The sequence below is a fragment of the Streptomyces corallincola genome (assembly GCF_019104725.1).
Classification (GTDB): Bacteria; Actinomycetota; Actinomycetes; order Streptomycetales; family Streptomycetaceae; genus Streptomyces; species Streptomyces corallincola.
The window spans coordinates 84364-101661 of the sequence record NZ_JAHRXF010000007.1; the positions used below are offsets into that span (position 1 = coordinate 84364).

The 17298-nt window shown below is 73.4% G+C and carries 17 protein-coding genes; 9 read left to right on the top strand and 8 right to left on the bottom strand.

Features of this window, described 5'->3' with window-relative positions:
* Positions 1 to 142: 142 nt before the first annotated feature.
* The 4 genes from KUM39_RS07620 to zapE form a co-directional block, all read right to left on the bottom strand.
* The gene (locus tag KUM39_RS07620) at positions 143 to 1702 is read right to left on the bottom strand and encodes a SulP family inorganic anion transporter (protein ID WP_217784652.1); all 1560 of its coding nucleotides are present in this window, start codon (positions 1700 to 1702) and stop codon (positions 143 to 145) included.
* An 8-nt stretch (positions 1703 to 1710) separates the two neighbouring features.
* Positions 1711 to 2289: a carbonic anhydrase gene (locus KUM39_RS07625; protein WP_217784653.1), complete on the bottom strand. Its 579-nt coding sequence runs from the start codon at positions 2287 to 2289 to the stop codon at positions 1711 to 1713.
* A gap of 75 nt (positions 2290 to 2364) precedes the next feature.
* Positions 2365 to 2790: a hypothetical protein gene (locus KUM39_RS07630; RefSeq protein ID WP_217784654.1), complete on the bottom strand. Its 426-nt coding sequence runs from the start codon at positions 2788 to 2790 to the stop codon at positions 2365 to 2367.
* Between the two features lie 291 nt (positions 2791 to 3081).
* Entirely contained in the window at positions 3082 to 4185 is a 1104-nt protein-coding gene (zapE, locus tag KUM39_RS07635; protein ID WP_217784655.1) for a cell division protein ZapE, read from the bottom strand.
* Between the two features lie 37 nt (positions 4186 to 4222).
* On the opposite strand from zapE, the gene KUM39_RS07640 reads away from it, so the two are divergent.
* The 8 genes from KUM39_RS07640 (at position 4223) to KUM39_RS07675 (ending at position 11915) form a co-directional block, all read left to right on the top strand.
* The gene (locus KUM39_RS07640) at positions 4223 to 5092 is read left to right on the top strand and encodes a pyrimidine reductase family protein (protein WP_217784656.1); all 870 of its coding nucleotides are present in this window, start codon (positions 4223 to 4225) and stop codon (positions 5090 to 5092) included.
* Between the two features lie 170 nt (positions 5093 to 5262).
* Positions 5263 to 5739, top strand: coding sequence for an indole-3-glycerol phosphate synthase (locus tag KUM39_RS07645; protein ID WP_217784657.1), 477 nt, complete (start codon positions 5263 to 5265; stop codon positions 5737 to 5739).
* A 283-nt stretch (positions 5740 to 6022) separates the two neighbouring features.
* On the top strand, positions 6023 to 7414 hold the full coding sequence (gene murC / locus KUM39_RS07650) for a UDP-N-acetylmuramate--L-alanine ligase (protein WP_217784658.1): 1392 nt from the start codon (positions 6023 to 6025) through the stop codon (positions 7412 to 7414).
* Positions 7415 to 7455: 41 nt separating this feature from the next.
* A complete protein-coding gene (msrB, locus tag KUM39_RS07655; protein ID WP_217784659.1) occupies positions 7456 to 7863 on the top strand; it encodes a peptide-methionine (R)-S-oxide reductase MsrB in 408 nt (135 codons plus the stop codon).
* 34 nt (positions 7864 to 7897) lie between these two features.
* On the top strand, positions 7898 to 9295 hold the full coding sequence (locus KUM39_RS07660) for a PP2C family protein-serine/threonine phosphatase (RefSeq protein ID WP_308288077.1): 1398 nt from the start codon (positions 7898 to 7900) through the stop codon (positions 9293 to 9295).
* A gap of 174 nt (positions 9296 to 9469) precedes the next feature.
* The gene (locus KUM39_RS07665) at positions 9470 to 10594 is read left to right on the top strand and encodes an ABC transporter ATP-binding protein (protein WP_217784660.1); all 1125 of its coding nucleotides are present in this window, start codon (positions 9470 to 9472) and stop codon (positions 10592 to 10594) included.
* Positions 10591 to 11250 carry an ABC transporter permease gene (locus tag KUM39_RS07670; RefSeq protein ID WP_217784661.1) on the top strand — a complete coding sequence of 220 codons (660 nt, stop codon included), beginning with the start codon at positions 10591 to 10593 and terminating at the stop codon, positions 11248 to 11250. Before KUM39_RS07665 ends, KUM39_RS07670 begins: the two co-directional genes overlap by 4 nt.
* Positions 11247 to 11915: an ABC transporter permease gene (locus tag KUM39_RS07675; RefSeq protein ID WP_217784662.1), complete on the top strand. Its 669-nt coding sequence runs from the start codon at positions 11247 to 11249 to the stop codon at positions 11913 to 11915. The genes KUM39_RS07670 and KUM39_RS07675 overlap by 4 nt, the downstream gene beginning before the upstream one ends.
* Before the next feature lie 18 nt (positions 11916 to 11933).
* On the opposite strand, the gene KUM39_RS07680 is transcribed toward KUM39_RS07675, so the two are convergent.
* From KUM39_RS07680 to KUM39_RS07695, 4 genes are all read right to left on the bottom strand, one after another.
* Entirely contained in the window at positions 11934 to 12530 is a 597-nt protein-coding gene (locus tag KUM39_RS07680) for a GTP-binding protein (protein ID WP_217784663.1), read from the bottom strand.
* Complete coding sequence (locus KUM39_RS07685; RefSeq protein ID WP_217784664.1) at positions 12517 to 12927, bottom strand: DUF742 domain-containing protein; 411 nt, start codon at positions 12925 to 12927, stop codon at positions 12517 to 12519. Before KUM39_RS07685 ends, KUM39_RS07680 begins: the two co-directional genes overlap by 14 nt.
* A gap of 85 nt (positions 12928 to 13012) precedes the next feature.
* A complete protein-coding gene (locus KUM39_RS07690) occupies positions 13013 to 13483 on the bottom strand; it encodes a roadblock/LC7 domain-containing protein (protein ID WP_217784665.1) in 471 nt (156 codons plus the stop codon).
* Entirely contained in the window at positions 13480 to 16098 is a 2619-nt protein-coding gene (locus tag KUM39_RS07695; RefSeq protein WP_217784666.1) for a sensor histidine kinase, read from the bottom strand. Before KUM39_RS07695 ends, KUM39_RS07690 begins: the two co-directional genes overlap by 4 nt.
* 235 nt (positions 16099 to 16333) lie before the next feature.
* Between KUM39_RS07695 and KUM39_RS07700 the strand changes: the two genes are divergently transcribed.
* Positions 16334 to 17296 (top strand): ABC transporter substrate-binding protein, encoded by a 963-nt coding sequence (locus tag KUM39_RS07700; RefSeq protein ID WP_217784667.1) that lies wholly within the window; start codon positions 16334 to 16336, stop codon positions 17294 to 17296.
* Positions 17297 to 17298: the final 2 nt, after the last annotated feature.

Sequence of the window (17298 nt, forward strand, 5' to 3'; positions counted from 1 at the left end):
CCCGGCCCCGGACAAACGGAACCGGACGGGTCCGACCTTCTCGCGCGGGGCCCGCTGTCAGACGGTCCGCACGCTCACCGGGGGGTCCGCCGTCACCGGGCCCGCGCTCTCACCGCGGGCCCCGTCGGGCGGTCCCCGGCTCTCACACCGCGCCCAGTGCCTCTCCCCTCGGCCGCAGCGCCGTCACCCGTACCGGATCTATCCCCGCCGCGCTGTGCCGCTCGGCCCAGTTCTCCAGTGCCGTACGGCAGGCGTGGTCCAGATGGTGCAGGCCGGACAGGTCCAGTCGGAGCGGGCGGTCGGTGGGCAGGGACTCCAGGCTGTCGAGGATCTTCGGCAGCCGCAGGAAGGTCGCGTTGCCCGACAGCCGCGCCTCGACCGTGTCGGCACCCTGGTCCGCGGCCTCCAGCACCTCCAGCTTCACGTGCGAGGACTCCCACGCGGTCTTGGCCACGGCCAGCGCGAGTCCGATGAGCACACCCTCGAACATGCTGACCGCGACGATGGAGGCGGCCGTCACCGCGAGGATCACCGCCTCGCCCCGGTGCTGCCGCCACAGCGAGGCGAGCGCCCGCACCGGCACCAGCTTGGCGCCGGAGTAGATCAGGATTCCGGCGAGCGCCGGGATCGGGATGTACGCCAGCGCGCCCGGCAGCAGCGCGGCGAACAGCAGCAGCCAGACGCCGTGCATCACACGGGACGCCTTGGTGCGGGCGCCCGCCTGCACGTTGGCCGCGCTGCGCACGATCACCGCGGTCATCGGCAGCGCGCCGAGCAGCCCGCAGACCGCGTTGCCCGCACCCTGCGCGATCAGTTCCTTGTCGTACGCGGTGCGCGGGCCGTCGTGCATACGGTCCACGGCCGCCGCGCTGAACAGCGACTCGGCGGAGGCGATCAGCGTGAACGCCACCACGGTGCCGATCGCGGCCACGCTCGCCAGTTCCCCGAACGCGCCGAGCGGGGGCGGCTGTACGGAGCCGAGCAGGCCCTGCACCTCGACGGTGGCCACCGGCAGGCCGAGCAGCAGCGCGGCCAGGGTGGCGAGTCCGACGGCGGCCAGCGGGCCGGGCACCGCGCGGAGCCTGGCCGGAGCGAGTTTCCAGAGCACCAGCACCGCGACCGTCCCCGCGCACAGGGCGAGCGAGGCGAGCGCGGTGCCGTCGCCGAGGGCGCCGAGAAGCGCGCCGGGTAGCCCGGCCAGTTTGCCGAGACCGGAGTCGGGCGCCTTGGCGGCCAGCGCGGGGTAGAGCTGCCCGGCGATCAGGATCAGACCGATACCGGCCAGCATGCCCTCGACCACCGAGACCGAGATGGCCCGGAAGTACCGGCCGAGCCGCAGGCCGCCCATCAGCAGCTGGAGCGCCCCGCTGACCAGCACGATCGCGCCGAGCATCGGGAGGCCGAACTCCTTGACCGCCTCGAAGACCAGCACGGTCAGTCCGGCGGCCGGGCCGGACACCTGGAGGCTGCTGCCGCGCATCAGCCCGGTGACGATGCCGCCCACGATGCCGGTGACCAGGCCGAGTTCGGCCGGGACACCGGAGGCGACGGCCACGCCCACGCAGAGCGGGAGCGCGACCAGGAAGACGACCAGCGACGCGGCGAAGTCCTGCCGCAGATGCGGGAAGCGGGATATCAGGGTGCGGGGGGACGGGGCGTCCGGCGTGCTCCGGGCGCCCCCGGTGTCCTTGGTGTTGTTCATCGGCGCGCTCACAGGGCTTCGAAGGTGTCGGTGAGCGGACGGTGCGTCCGGACGGCGCCGGTGTGCACCTCGTAGTACCAGGCGTGCAGGGTGAGCCGGTCCTCGGCGAGGGCGCGCTCGACGCACGGGTACGACCGCAGTCGCAGGAGCTGGGTGAGGGCGTGGCTCTGCACGGCCTCCGCGACCTCCGGGTCCTCGGACCGGCCCGAGGGGCGCGGCGTCGCGTGCGCCAGCCAGTCGCGCACGGCGGGTACGGCGTCGAGGTCGTCGCCGCGCACCAGCGCGCCGACCGCGCCGCAGTGCGAGTGGCCGCAGACGACCACGTCGCGGACGCCGAGCACGTCCACGGCGTACTCGATGGTGGCGGCCTCGCTGGTGGGGTGTTCCGAGGTGTGGGGCGGGACGATGTTGCCCGCGGTGCGCAGCTCGAAGAGCTGGCCGGGGCGGGCGCCCGTGATCAGGGCGGGTACCACCCTGGAGTCGGAGCAGGTGATGAACAGGACCTGCGGGGACTGGCCTTCGGCGAGCTGGGCGAACTCCTCAGGGCGCTGTCCGAAGGACCGGGCGTTGTCGATGAGGGGCTGCATATGTCTTGACTCCTCCTGGCGCGCTCGGTGGCGCGTCGGGCTTGCACGGCATTCGTGGGGGGAGGGAGCCGTCCCTCAGCAGCGGAAGACCTGAAGGGCCGCCGGGGAGGTGGCTCCGTACGGAACGGCGGAGCCGGGGTGCGGAGCACCGGAGGGAACCGGCGCCGCGTGGGCGCCGGACCTGACTATGAGCGCGCGCTCCGGCGTGGAGCCGGTGGCGGAGCCGCGCTGACGGTCCCGCAGATGCCGTACGGCGTGCGGTTCCTGGGGGCAGCCGCTCTCGCGGAACGCGGGAGCGGCCTTGCGCACCGGGGGTGCGGGGGCCGCCGAGGACCGGGCCTGGGGCGCGGGAGCGGCCTGGGGAGCCGTCGTCGTCGTGGCTTTGGCATGACTGATCGTGTGCGCGGCTGCGAAGGTTCCCGTCGCGGCCGGTCCCGGCAGGGCCAGCAGGATCACGGCGAGCAGTGCGAGGAGGGCATGCGCCCCCTTACCTCGGAACATGCGCCCCCCTCACGACAGTTCGCGCCTCTTGCGCACCCCAAGCGTTGGTCAACGAATGGTCAAGAGGAACGGTAACCCGGCGGAGGGCTTTGCAGGGTTAACGGTGCGTTAAGACGTCGAGAGAGCGTGGAAAGTGGTGGTCCGGTGGCGGGAACCGGCCCTTGACGCACGCAACCCTGATCGTTTGTCGCAGGGGATTGCGAACGGCGCGCCCCGGACGGGTGGCGGCAACTGCCCGTCCGCGCGCGGGTGTCGCCGTGACCGCGCGAGCCCCTCGGCCCACGGGAGTCGCTACGACGCCACGAGTCCCTTGGCGTCCCGCGCCAGCGCGGTCAGCCGCGATATCGCGCGGAAGTACTTCTTCCGGTAGCCGCCGTTCAGCATCTCCTCGCTGAACAGCCGGTCGAACGGCTGCCCCGAGGAGAGCACCGGGACCTCACGGTCGTAGAGCCGGTCGGCCAGCACCACCAGCCGGAGCGCGGTGGACTGGTCGGGCACCGGGCGGACATCGGTCAGGCACACCGCGCGCAGCCCGTCGGTCAGCGCGCCGTACCGGCTCGGGTGGACCCGCGCCAGATGCGCCAGCAGGGCCGGGAAGCCGTCCAGCGAGGCGTCCGGCGTCGCGTACGCCGCCTTGGTCACCTGCTCGTCGGTGAACGGCGCCGGTGCCTCGGGCAGGCCGCGGTGCCGGTAGTCGTCGCCGTCGATGCGCTGCGCGCGGAAGTGCGCGGACAGGCCCTGGATCTCGCGCAGGAAGTCCACCGAGGCGAACCGGCCCTCACCGAGTTTGCCGGGCAGCGTGTTGGAGGTGGCGGCCAGCGCCACGCCCGACTCGACCAGCTTGCCGAGCAGCGTGGAGACCAGCACCGTGTCGCCCGGGTCGTCCAGCTCGAACTCGTCGATGCAGAGCAGCCGGTGGCCGCCGAGTGTGCGCACCGTCTGCTGGAAACCGAGGGCGCCGACGAGGTTGGTCAGCTCCACGAAGGTGCCGAACGCCTTCAGCGCGGGCTCGGCCGGGGTGGCGTGCCACAGCGAGGCGAGCAGGTGGGTCTTGCCGACGCCGTAGCCGCCGTCCAGATAGACACCGCGCGGTCCGGCCGGGGCCTTCGCCGCCCTGGCGCGTCCGAGCCCGAGGAAACCGCGCCGCCCGGCGCCGCTCGCGTGCGCCCCGCCGAGCCCCGCCGCGAACCCCTCCAGGACCCGGACGGCCTCGGTCTGGCTGGGCTGGTCCGGGTCCGGGATGTACGTGGCGAAGCGGACCGCGTCGAAACGCGGCGGCGGCACCATCTCGGCGACCAGCCGGTCCGCGGGGACGTGCGGCTCGCGGGCGCACAGGGAGACGGGACCCGCGTCGGTCAGCGGGCCGGAACCGGGAGCTGCGGTGGAGGACGACACGATTACCCAGGATAAGGGCCGTGGAACACTGCACGGCATGCGACGCCTGTTCCCTGTGACCGACGAGACAGCGCCCCCGGCGCCCGACGCGTGGCCCGCCGACCCCGAGTCCCCGCCGCCCGGCGCCCGGGGGGACCGGCAGTGGAGCCTCGCGGAGCTGGCCGCCGCCTACGCCTACCCGGACCTGGCGCCTCCGCCGGACTCCGGGCCGGTGCCCGGCCCGTCGGACGCGACGGCCGCGCCCCGCTCCTGGCTGCGCGGCAACATGGTCTCCACACTCGACGGCGCGGCCCAGCACGACGGGCGCTCGCAGCCCATCTCCTGCCCGGCCGACATGCGTATCTTCGGTACGCTCCGCGCACTCGCGGACGTGATCGTCGTGGGCGCGGAGACGGTACGGCAGGAGGGGTACCGTCCGGCCCGCGCGCGCGAGGAGTTCGCGGCGGCCCGCGCGGCGGCGGGACAGACACCCGCCCCGGCCGTCGCGGTCGTCACCGCCGGGCTCGACCTGGACTTCTCGCTGCCGCTGTTCACCGCGCCGCTCGTGCCCACCGTGATCCTGACCGGCGCCGCCGCGCCCGCCGACCGGGTCGCCGCCGCCGAGCGCGCCGGGGCGCGGGTCCTGGTCGCCGGGGACGGTACGGGCGTGGACCCGGCCCGTGCCGTACGGGCGCTGGCGGACCTCGGACACGTACGCCAGCTCACCGAGGGCGGCCCGCGGCTGCTGGGCCAGTTCATCGCGGCCGGGGTGCTGGACGAACTGTGCCTGACCCTCGCCCCGATGCTCACCGCCGGGGACGCGCAGCGCATCGCCGGGGGCCCGCCGGTCGCCGTACCGCACCGGTACGCGCTGGCCGCGCTGCTGGAGGACGACGGGTTCCTGTTCGGACGCTACCGGCGCCCCTGACCTCCGAAACCGCGCCGAGCCGTACGGAATCCGCTGTTCCGGTTGGGGACGCGCGGGCGGTCGCGGTCGGTACTACCCGTGCGATCACGGGGCAGGATGGTTTCCGCAGGGCCGCGTCCGGCCCGCACCGCAGGGGCCCCATCGGGCCCTCGAAGGAGAAGAGGCGCCTGGTGTTCACAAGCGTTCTGATGATCGAGAAGGCACTGACGTCCGCCGACGTGGAGTTCGTCACCACCCTGCACGCGGACGAGCCGGTCGCCTTCCATGTGCTGCTCCAGCCGCGCGGCGACCAGGCGGACCGGCTCCTGCGGGCCATCGACGACATCGCGCTCGGCGAACTGGACGACGCCGTCCGCGAGGGCGACACCCCCGAGGGCGAGGAAGCGAGAAGCGTCGGACGCCAGGCCCTGGACGTCTCCCTCGCGGCGCTGCGGGCGGCGGGCGGCGCGGCCGAGGGGCGGCTGGTGGAGGACCACCCGCTGGACGGGCTGAAGGACCTCGTGGCCGAGGTCGGCGCCGACGAGGTCATCGTCCTCACCGACCCGCACTACGTCGAGGAGTTCTTCCACCGGGACTGGGCCTCCCGCGCCCGGCACAAGGTCGGCGTCCCGGTGCTGAAGCTGTTCTCGCACAGCAAGGCGCAGTAGGGCCCCGCCGGACGGGCCCCGCGGACAGGAGCGTGGGCGCACGGGCGCGGAGGGCGGGGCAGCGGGGCGAGGCGGACAGCGAGGCGGACGGCGAGACGGTGTCGCACCCTGGCGGAGGCCCCACCCGCGATCCGGTCAGGCCCACCCGCGGCCCGGCCAGGCCCGCCCGCACCCGGCCCGCCGTCTCCGCCCCGCGCGGCGCGGAGACCCGTTGCGCGGCCCCCACCCGCGTGCCGCATAGGCTGGGGCCGCTCAGCACGCACCGGATCTTATGGAGAGACGCATGGCACCCGGCCTTCCCCCCGCCATGAACCGACCGCACTTCATCGGCATCGGCGGCGCCGGGATGTCGGGCATCGCCAAGATCCTCGCGCGGCGGGGCGCGCGCGTGGCGGGCAGCGACGCCAAGGACTCCGCCACCGCCGAGGCGCTGCGCGCGTCCGGTGCCACCGTGCACATCGGGCACGCGGCGGAGCACCTCGCGGACGACGCCAGCTGTGTCGTGGTCTCCTCCGCGATCCGCGCCGACAACCCCGAACTGGCCCGCGCCGCCGAACTGGGCGTGCCGGTGGTGCACCGCTCCGACGCGCTGGCCGCGCTGATGGACGGCCTGCGGCCGATCGCGGTGGCCGGGACCCACGGCAAGACCACGACCACCTCCATGCTGGCAGTCTCGCTCGGCGCGCTCGGCCTGGCGCCGTCCTACGCCATCGGCGGCGACCTGGACGCGCCCGGCTCCAACGCGGAGCACGGCACCGGCGAGATCTTCGTGGCCGAGGCCGACGAGTCGGACCGCAGCTTCCACAAGTACGCCCCCGAGGTCGCCATCGTCCTCAACGTGGAGCTGGACCACCACGCCAACTACGCCTCGATGGACGAGATCTACGAGTCCTTCGAGACCTTCGCGGGCCGGATCGTGCCCGGCGGCACCCTGGTGGTCTCCGCCGACCAGGAGGGCGCCCGCGAGCTGACCCGGCGGCTGCCCGGCTCGGTGCGGACCGTGACGTACGGCGAGGCCGAGGACGCCGACGTGCGGGTGCTGGCCGTCGAGCCGCAGGGGCTCAGGAGCCGGGTCACCGTGCTGCTGGACGGCGAGAAGATCACCTTCGGCGTCTCGGTGCCCGGCCGCCACTACGCCCTCAACGCGGTCGCGGCGCTCGCCGCCGGTGTCGCGCTCGGCGTGCCCGCCGCCGACCTGGCCCCCGCGCTCGCCGCGTACACCGGGGTCAAGCGCCGCCTCCAGCTCAAGGGCGAGGCGGCCGGGGTGCAGGTCATCGACTCCTACGCGCACCACCCCACCGAGATGACCGCCGACCTGGAGGCCATGCGGGCCGCGGCCGGGGACAGCCGCATCCTCGTCGTCTTCCAGCCGCACCTGTTCTCCCGCACCCAGGAGCTGGGCAAGGAGATGGGCCAGGCACTGGCGCTCGCCGACGCCTCCCTGGTCCTGGACATCTACCCGGCCCGCGAGGACCCGCTCCCCGGTGTCACCAGCGCCCTGATCGTCGAGGCGGCGCGCGCGGCCGGTGCCGACGTGACCTCCGTGCCGGACAGGGCGGAGATCCCGGAGGCCGTCGCGGGAATGGCGGGCCCCGGTGATCTCGTTCTCACGATGGGCGCGGGCGACGTCACGGACCTCGGCCCGCGCATCCTGGACCGCCTGTCGCGTGCCTGAGCGGCGGCGGAGCACCACGCAGACAAGAGGGGCTGAGGTTCATGTCGTACGACGTCGAGAAGCCGGACGAGCAGTGGCGCGCGGAGCTGAGCCCGGCCGAGTACGCCGTGCTGCGCCAGGCGGGCACCGAGCCCGCCTTCACCGGTGAGTACACCGACACCAGGACCCAGGGCGTCTACTCCTGCCGGGCCTGCGGTGCCGAGCTGTTCACCTCGGACACCAAGTTCGAGTCCCACTGCGGCTGGCCGTCCTTCTTCGACCCGAAGGACACCGACGCGGTGGAACTCCTCCAGGACCGCTCGCACGGCATGGTCCGCACCGAGGTGCGCTGCGCCCGCTGCGGCTCGCACCTGGGGCACGTCTTCGAGGGCGAGGGGTATGGCACCCCCACCGACCAGCGCTACTGCATCAACAGCATCTCGCTGCGGCTGGAGCCGCGGGGCGCGTGAGGCCGCAGGGGCGCCGGAGACGGCCGGGACACCCGTGACGGGTGCCCGGTCCCGCCCGGCCGGGGACTCCGCAGGGGCGAGCGGGATCACCCGATGGCTCCACGCCCGGCGCGCCCCCACGTCCACCGGCACCGGTGGTCCGGCCGCCGCGGACCCCGGTCCCGAGGGCGCCCCGGCCCTGTCCGGCGACCTTCTCGCGGGCATCGGCACCACACTCGACGAGTCGGCCACCTGCGCCGAGCTGACCCGCGCCGTGGTGCGGCTGGCCGGGGGAGCGGCGGCGGTCGTCCGCCGCACCGGCCGCACCCTCTCCGGCTACGAGGCCGTCACCGGCGACCCCGCCCTGCTGCCCGGCGCGGAGTGGGCCGCCGGACTCGCGCGGGACACCGCCACCGGCCCCCGCCGGGACAGCCGGGCCGAGTACACCGGCCCCGGCACCAGCGCGCTGGGCCTCCCCCTGGCCAGCGGCGACGACCAGTACGGCGTGCTGGTCTGGGCGTGCGGGCGTCCCCGTACCGGACGGGTGGAGCCCGGGGCGCTGGCCCTGCTCGCGGAGCGGGCCGCCTCCCACATCCGGCACGCCCGCACCTTCGCGGAGGCGAGCCGTACTGTCGGGGACCTCCAGCGGGCCCTGCTGGCCGAGCCCGGCCGCCCGCACCCCAACCTGGACGTCGCCGTCCGCTACCACCCGGCCGGCGGCCGGACCCTGGTCGGCGGCGACTGGTGCGAAACCGTGCGGCTGCACTTCGGCCGGACCCTGCTCGTCGTCGGGGACGTGATGGGTCACGGTCTCGAGGCGGCCGTGGACATGAACGCCTACCGCTCCTCGCTGCGCGCCATCGCCTCCTCCGACCTGCCCCCGCACCGGGTCCTGCGGCAGATGGACGACATCGCCGCCGGGGAACCCGACCGGCGCCCCGCCACCTGCCTGCTCGCCCGCGTCGATCCCGGACGCGGCCAGGTCACCGTCGCGGGCGCCGGGCACCTGCCGCCCGTGCTGATCGGCCCCGACGGCACCACCTCGCTGCTCCCCGTCCCGGTCGGCCCGCCGCTCGGCACCGGACTCGGCGGCTACGAGTCGGCCACCCATCGGCTGGGGCCCGGGGACACGCTGGTGGCGTTCACCGACGGACTGGTGGAACGCCGGGGCGAGGACATCGATCGCTCCCTGGCCCGGCTCGCCGCGCTCCGCTTCGGCGCGGGCGACGGCATCGAGGTGATCCTGGACACCGTCCTCGCCGGACTCGACGCCCACCGGGCCGAGGACGACGTCGCCGTCCTCGCCGCCCGCCCCCACCCCCGGACCGACACCGGACCGCCGCGCGGACCGACCCCCGGACCGTCCTCCGGACCGTCTCCCGGACCGGACGGGACGGCCGGGAACGCATCGCCCCACGCCGCCGACACCTTGACGGAACGTCACCGACCGTAGTCGGCGGACCGGCCCCCGACCGGGCATGGAACGGCGGGAATCGGGCAGCTCACAGGTCGGGCACGGTCCGGTCACGCCTGGCTGCCGGGCCCGCACCCGTCGCAGTGCCGCAACACTCTGCGTCTAAACTCTCCCGGCAACGGCCAGGCTCAGCCAAACCGAAGGACGCGGGCTTTGATACGCATAGACCAAGTCACCAAGCGGTACGCGGACGGGACGGTGGCCGTGGACCGGCTGTCGCTCGACATACCCGACCGGGCGATCACGGTCCTCGTCGGCCCTTCGGGATGCGGCAAGACGACCACCCTGCGGATGATCAACCGGATGGTCGAGCCCAGTGAGGGAACGATCCTGCTGGACGGTGCCGACATACGCGACCAACCGGTCAACACCCTGCGCCGGTCGATGGGTTACGTCATCCAGAACGCGGGCCTCTTCCAGCACCGCACCATCCTGGACAACATCGCCACCGTGCCCCGCCTGCTCGGCTGGAGCAAGCCGAAGGCGCGCGAGCGGGCCGCCGAGCTGATGGGCCGGGTCGGACTCGACACCGCCCTCGCCAAGCGCTACCCGTACCAGCTCTCCGGCGGCCAGCAGCAGCGCGTCGGCGTCGCCCGGGCGCTCGCCGCCGACCCGCCCGTGCTGCTCATGGACGAGCCGTTCTCCGCCGTGGACCCCATCGTCCGCAAGGGCCTCCAGGACGAACTGCTGCGCATCCAGGACGAGTTGGGCAAGACCATCGTCTTCGTCACCCATGACATCGACGAGGCCATCAAGCTCGGCACGATGGTCGCCGTCCTGCGCACCGGCGGGCACCTCGCGCAGTACGCGCCGCCCGCCGAACTGCTCACCGCGCCCGCCGACGCGTTCGTCGAGGACTTCCTCGGCGCCGACCGGGGCATCCGGCGGCTCTCCTTCTTCCCGTCCGCCGGACTCGAACTGCGCACCGAGCCGGTGGTCGCGATGGACGCGCCCGCCGCCCGGCTGACCGCGCCCGCAGACGTCCCATACCTGCTGGTCGTGGACACCGACGGGCGTCCGCTCGGCTGGGGCGCCCCGGACGACCTCACCGCCGGGGCCATCGACCCGGCCCGGCTGCTCAACCACGGGCGGCCGTTCACCCCCGGCCGTGACTCGCTGCGTACCGCCCTCGACGGCGCCGTGCTCTCCCCGACCGGCTGGGCGGTGGCCGTGGACGACGAGGGCCGTGCCACCGGTGTCGTCTCCCAGCAGGTCATCGGCGAGGCGATCCGCACCGCGCACGCCGCCGGGCGCGAGGACGTGACGGCCGCGCGATGAACCTCAGCCGCTTCTTCGACATCCCGAGCGACCTCCAGCACAGCTACGCGGGACTCATCGGGCTGCATCTGCGCGAGGCGCTGATCCCGGTCCTGGCCGGTCTGCTGCTGGCGCTGCCCCTCGCGCAGCTCTGCGTCCGCTTCAAGTGGGTGTACCCGCCGCTCTTCGGCATCACCACGGTGCTGTACGCGATCCCGTCGCTGGCGTTCTTCGTCGTGCTCATCGACTACACCGGTCTGTCCGAGACCACGGTGATGATCCCGCTCGCGGTCTACAGCCTGGTGGTGCTGGTCCCGGCCATCGTGGACGGTGTCCGCTCGGTGCCCCAGGAGACCCTGGCCGCCGCCACCGCCCTCGGGCTCGGACCCGTACGGCGCTATCTCCAGGTCCAGCTGCCCATCGCCGTGCCCGCCATCATCGCGGGCCTGCGCGTCGCCACCGTCTCCAGCGTCTCGCTGGTCAGCGTCGGCATGCTCATCGGCAACCAGGGCGCCCTGGGCAACCTGCTGAACGACGCGCAGATCTACCACCGGCCCGAACTGGCCGTGAACTCCGTGGTCACCACGGCCCTGCTGGCGGTCGTCCTCGACGCGGTCCTGGTCGGCGTACGGATGCTGCTCACCCCCTGGATGCCGAAGGAGAGCACGGCCCGGTGAACGTTCTCGACTACATCAGCCACTTCTTCGGCGACGGCGCCCTCTGGCACGGGTACGACGGCATCCCCACCCGGCTCGGCGAGCACGTCGTGTACTCGCTGGAGGCGCTCGTCCTCGCCGCCGTCATCGGACTGCCGGTCGGCCTGGTCACCGGGCACTTCGGACGCGGCGGCAACACCCTCGCGCTGATCGCCACCGGCGGGCGGGCGCTGCCCACCTTCGGCCTGCTGGTGCTGGTCGTCACCTGGTTCGGCTTCGGCACCGGACCGGCGATGGTGCCGCTCGTCGTGCTCGCGGTCCCGCCGATCCTGGTCACCACCTACGAGGCCGTACGCTCCGTGGACCCCTCGCCGGTGGACGCGGCACGCGGCATGGGCATCCACGAGTCCCGCATCCTCTTCCGGGTCGAACTCCCGGTCGCGCTGCCGCTGATCCTCAGCGGGCTGCGCTCCGCCGCCATCCAGATCGTGTCCACGGCCACCATCGCCGCGTACACCGGTCTCGGCGGTCTCGGCCGGTACATCATCGACGGCCTCTCCCAGAAGAACTACGAGAAGGTCGTCGGCGGCGCCACCCTGGTCGCCGGGATGGCCCTGGTGACGCTGCTGTTCTTCTGGGCCGTCTCCCGGTTCACCGTCTCGCCCGGCGTCCGCCGGAGCGAGTGAGCCTCCCCGGCGGGGAGTTCAGCCCCCGGTGCGGGACAGCGCCAGCTCCAGCACGGTGAGCAGCGCGTCCCGCACCGAGCCGCGTTCCCGCGCGTCGAACACCACCAGCGGGACGCCCTCGGACACGTCCAGTGCCCAGCGGACCTCGTCGAGCGGGTGCTCCACCCTGCCGTCGAAGGCGTTGACCGCCACCGCGAACGGGATGCCCCGGTGCTCGAAGTAGTCCACGGCGGCGAAGCAGTCGTCCAGGCGCCGGGTGTCCACGATGACCAGGGCGCCGACCGCGCCCTCCACCAGGTCGTCCCACATGAACCCGAACCGCTCCTGGCCGGGCGTGCCGAACAGGTACAGCTTCAGCGTCGGGTCGATGGTGACGCAGCCGAAGTCCATCGCCACCGTGGTGGTGGTCTTGCCCGGCGTGTGCGTCAGGTCGTCCACGCCCGCCGCGACCTCGGTGATGGACGCCTCGGTGGTCAGCGGCTCGATCTCGGAGATGGAGCCCACGGTGGTGGTCTTGCCCACGCCGAAGCCGCCCGCGATCACCATCTTGACCGGCAGCGGCGGCGCGGCCGGTGCCGCGTACGCGTCCCGGGTCGGGGCCTCAGTCGGAGTCACTCGGTACCTTCCGGGAATCGGGGATGGCGCGCAGGCCGGCGATGACCCGGCGCAGGACGGACGCGTCGTGGGTGATGGCCGCGTCGGGCACGTGCACCGCGAGCTGCCCCGCCTCGCGCAGGTCCTCGGCCAGCACCCGCACCACGTTCAGATGCAGCCGCAGCCGGGCGGCGAGTTCGGCGAGCGACTGCGGCAGCCGGCAGGCGGCAACGATGTCATGCCGCTCGAAGGAGAGGCCGTCGAGCGCGTCCAGACCGCCCGAGGTCGTCACCACCTGCGTCTCCACCGGCAGCGCGCGCCCGGAACCGCCGTCGGCCACCCGGCCCGAGGTGACCAGGAACGGCCGTACGGCCGAGGCGCGGGCGGCCTCGCCCGGGGACGGGGTGCCGTCCGGCATGGCTGTCAGCCCTTCCTCTCCCGGTCGGCCCGGTCGGCCCGGTCGGCCCGGTCGGCGTCGGCGGCCCGGCGGGCACGGCAGGGGCTCACCGTGCCACGCCGACGCTGTTCTTCAGCTCCATCACCAGCTGCGGGCTGAGCGCGGCACCGGCGCGGTTGGCGAACACCGTCATCTCGTACGCGATGTTGCCGAGCTTGGCGTCCTTGTCGGCGACCACGCCGAGCACGGCGCCGCTGCCGATCGCGGAGACGATGACATGGCCGCCCTCCAGGTCGATGATGACCTTGTTCAGGGCGCCGAGACCGTAGTTGCCGGACGCACCGGCGGCCAGGCTGGTGATGCCGGAGACGATCGCGGCGAGCCGCTCGGAGTGCGCGCGCTCGCGCAGTTCCGACACGGCGATCAGCAGACCGTCCGAGGAGACCGCGATGGCGTCCACGACGCCCGCGGTCTCGGTGGCGAAGCGGTTCAGCAGCCAGGTGAAATCGGCGGCGGCGGCCCGCAGATCGGCCGTGCCCGCACCGCTCGTCGGGGTGTCACCTGTGGACGTGCTCAACTCTCGGCTCCTTCCGGAAGATGGTTCTGGTCGTGCGGCGGGGTGGTACGGCGGGGGACGCCGGACACACCGGACGCGGTGGGGGCTTCGGGGCTCCCCATGCCCTCGGGGACCTCGGGCCGGGCGGGCAGGTGGAAGGCGCCGGTGTCCAGGTTCGCGCGGCGCACCGCCGCCTCGAACTCCTCCAGCGCGTCCCGCTCGGCGTCCGCGTCGCGGGGACGGGCGGCGGCCTGCGGTGCGGCCTCGGCCGTCCCGGCCGTCGTCCGCAGCGTGGCGCCGCGCACCCGGCGGCGCAGGGTGCTCCCGGCGGGAGCGGGCGGCTCCCCGGCGGTGGCCGGAACGGGGTCGTGGCCGGGTGCGGGGTCCGAGTCGGCCCGGCGGCGCGGGAGACGGCGGGGGAGCGAGGTGTCGTCCCCGGCGCCGGACGCCTCCGTGCCGCTCTGCGCGCGCTCGTGGTCGTGCGCGGGTTCCGGCGCGGGCGCGGGGTGCTCGCCGTGCGCGGGCTCGGGTTCCGGTTCCGCCCGCCGCTGGGCGGGCAGCGGCGGCCGGGCCTCCTCGGCGGTCCGCGCCGGTACGGGACCCGACGGGCCCCCGGTGTCCGCCGGGCCGACGCCCACCGGTACGGCGGCTTCCCCGGCGCCCCGGTCGGCCGGTGCGGACGTGCGCAGCAGCAGGGAGTCGGGCAGCGTCACCTCGGCGGTGACCCCGCCGCCCGGCGTGCGGGTCAGCTGCACCCGGAGCTGCCAGCGCCGGGCCAGCGCGCCCACCACGAACAGGCCCAGCACCTTGGTGGGTACGAGGTCCAGGCGCTCACGGCGGACCAGGCGGGCGTTCTCCTCCGCGAGCCGTTCGGCGCTCATGCCGAGTCCGTGGTCGGTGACGACGACATGGGCGCCGTCGGGCCCGTGGCCCACGGTCACCTCGACCGGGCTGCCGTGCGGCGAGAACGACACCGCGTTCTCCACCAGTTCGGCCGTCATCAGGGTGAGGTCACCGATGACGTCCGGCGCGATCACGGCATCGGAGGCGGCGTACAGCCGTACCCTGCGGTACCCCTCGATCTGGCCGAGCGCGGCGCGCACCACGTGGGACAGGGTGCTCGGGCCGCCGTCCAGGGCGGTCTCGCGGATACCGGCCAGCAGCATCAGGCTGTCGGCGTTGCGGCGCAGCCGGACCGCGATGTGGTCGATGGAGTAGAGGCGTTCCAGCAGCGCGGGATCGGTCTCGCCGCGCTCCACGGAGTCGATCAGGGTGAGCTGACGGCTCGTCAGGTTGCTGACGCGGCGGCCCACGTTGCCGAACATCTCGGCCGTGTTGCGGCGGCTGAGCACCTGGCGTTCCAGCAGCGCGGACGCGGTGGTCTGCACCCGGTTGAACGCCTCGGCCAGATCACCGATCTCGTCCCGCGCGGTGACCGGTACGTCCCGCAGCCGGGGCGGGGCGGCGTCCTCGGCGTCGTCGTCGGCGACCCGGTCCAGCTCGCGCCCGGCGACCTCCGCGACCTCCCGCGCGGCCCCGGTGAGCGCCTGCACCGGCCGGATCACCGAGCGGCGCACCAGCACCGCGAGCGCGATCCACAGCACGAAGCCGATCAGCGCGCCGTACAGCAGGAACCCGGCGCGCCACTGCGCCGAACCGGACGCGGCGTCGGCGCGGTCCGCGATCTGGTCGATCAGCGCGGTGGTGATCTTCAGCCGGGCGGCGGCCTGTTCGCGGTAGTCGGGATAGTCGGCCAAGGCGTCGCGCACCGCGAGCCGGATGCTCTCCCGCGAGCCCGCGTCCAGCTGCGCGGGGTCGATCTGGAGGTCGGCGTAGGCGCGGGCGATCTGCTGCTGTGCCTCGGTGTGGTCGATCCCGGCGAGCTGCCGGGCCTGCCCCTCGGTGGCGAACCGGGTGAACCGGTCGGCCTGGTGGGTGTAGAGGTCGTACGAGCCGACGGCGTGCGTGAACTCGATCAGCGCGTTGGTGTCCCGTGTGGTCGCGGAGAACACGCTGGTCTCGAAGGCACCGTGGGCGGCGTCCGCGCGCAGCAGGGAGTCGAGGAGGTTGCCGGTGAAGGTGTCGGCGAGCGAGGCGTCCCGGTCGAGCCCGAGACCGTCGATCAGCCGGTCGGCCGCGTCCACGTAGGCGGGGTCGATGTTGTCGGCCGGGAGGTAGCTGGCCTCCACGCTCTCCCGCAGGCTGGACAGGCCCTCGATGTCGCGCAGCGTCTGCGCCTCGGCGTCCGGCAGGCCGTCGCCGTAGGTGGCGCGCACTTGGCGGACCTGCGTGTCCACCGCGCGCTGCGCGGTCCGGTACGCGGTGAGGGAGGGCCGGGCGTCGCCGGACTCGTAGCGCACCGAGAGCAGGATGGCCTGCTGGTGCTCGGCCTCCACCCGGTCCACCAGGCGGGCGACCTGCGCGCTGTCGCGCACCGCGCCCGCCGCCCGCGCCGCCTCCGAGGACTGCCGCACCAGATCGTTGACCAGGTACGACAGCAGGACGGCGACGACCGCGATGGGGATGCCGACGAGCAGGTTGAGCTTGCGGCGGAAGGGCCAGCGGTCCGCGAAACTCGTCGCGCCGCCGTGCTCCTGGGCATGCCGGTCGGGCGCGTCCACCTGGGTCGTGGACAACGGGCCTCCTTGGTGGGCGCCTCGCGGCGGAAGCGGCACCCCGCACCGCTGTGGCCGGTTTCGACTCGGTGAGACTACAGGGCCGTCGAAGCGCGGATCAGCTCGGCTTTTATCAAGAATGCGTTACATGTTGAACGCCTCGTCAGCACAACTGACCGCACATGGAAGCCAATCGGTCTCAATCGGTGACCCTGGGCACTTGACGGGCGCGGAACTGGCTGGTTTGGATCTGTGGGTGACTTCCAACAACCGCATCAGCAGGTCCATCCGTAAGAACCGAGGCGCGGCGGCGGTCGCCCTCGCGGCGGCGACCGCGCTGCTGGCGGGCTGTGGCTCCTCGGACGGCAAGAGCGGCGGCAACCCGCTCGAAGAAGGCAAGAAGGGCGGGGACGGCGTCGTCGTCGGCTCCAACAACTTCGCCGAGAGCATCCTGCTCGCCGACATCTACGGCGAGGCACTCAAGGCCAAGGGCATCAAGGTCACCTACAAGCCGAACATCGGCAGCCGCGAGACCACCTACGGCCTCCTCAAGAACGGCTCCATCTCCGTCCTGCCCGAGTACAACGGCGCGCTGCTCGCCTACCTCGACCAGAAGGCCGCGCCGACCTCGGTCGAGGGCACCACCCAGGCCATCGAGGCCAAGCTCGACGGCAAGCTGGCGCTGCTCAAGCCGTCGCCCGCGCAGGACAAAGACTCCGTCACCCTCAACGCGGCCACCGCGAAGAAGTACAACCTCACCGACAAGTCGTCCCTGGCCGACCTCAAGGACATCGCCAAGGACCTCGTCATCGGAGGTTCCCCGGAGTTCCAGACCCGTCACCAGGGCCTGGTCGGCCTGAAGGACGTCTACGGCCTGGAGTTCAAGTCCTTCAAGGCGCTGGACGCGGGCGGCCCGCTCACCCAGGCCGCGCTGCAGAAGAACACGGTGCAGGCCGCCGACATCTTCACCACGGACCCGGCCATCGTGAAGCAGAAGTTCGTCGTCCTCCAGGACACCAAGAACCTCTTCGGCTTCGCCAACGTCCAGCCGCTCGTGCACAAGGGCGACCTCGACGCCAAGGGCACCGACGCCCTCGACGCCGTCTCCGCCAAGCTGGACACCGAGACCCTGCTGAAGCTGGACACCGAGGTGCAGACGGAGAACAAGGACCCGCTGGACGTGGCCAAGGCCTGGCTCAAGTCCGCCGGTCTCGGCTGATC

Bases quoted from the DNA above. Each gene is read 5' to 3' on its own strand.
- KUM39_RS07620 (WP_217784652.1), bottom strand. From the start codon at position 1,702: ATGAACAACACCAAGGACACCGGGGGCGCCCGGAGCACGCCGGACGCC.
- KUM39_RS07625 (WP_217784653.1), bottom strand. From the start codon at position 2,289: ATGCAGCCCCTCATCGACAACGCCCGGTCCTTCGGACAGCGCCCTGAG.
- KUM39_RS07630 (WP_217784654.1), bottom strand. From the start codon at position 2,790: ATGTTCCGAGGTAAGGGGGCGCATGCCCTCCTCGCACTGCTCGCCGTG.
- KUM39_RS07640 (WP_217784656.1), top strand. From the start codon at position 4,223: ATGCGACGCCTGTTCCCTGTGACCGACGAGACAGCGCCCCCGGCGCCC.
- murC (WP_217784658.1), top strand. From the start codon at position 6,023: ATGGCACCCGGCCTTCCCCCCGCCATGAACCGACCGCACTTCATCGGC.
- msrB (WP_217784659.1), top strand. From the start codon at position 7,456: ATGTCGTACGACGTCGAGAAGCCGGACGAGCAGTGGCGCGCGGAGCTG.
- KUM39_RS07670 (WP_217784661.1), top strand. From the start codon at position 10,591: ATGAACCTCAGCCGCTTCTTCGACATCCCGAGCGACCTCCAGCACAGC.
- KUM39_RS07685 (WP_217784664.1), bottom strand. From the start codon at position 12,927: ATGCCGGACGGCACCCCGTCCCCGGGCGAGGCCGCCCGCGCCTCGGCC.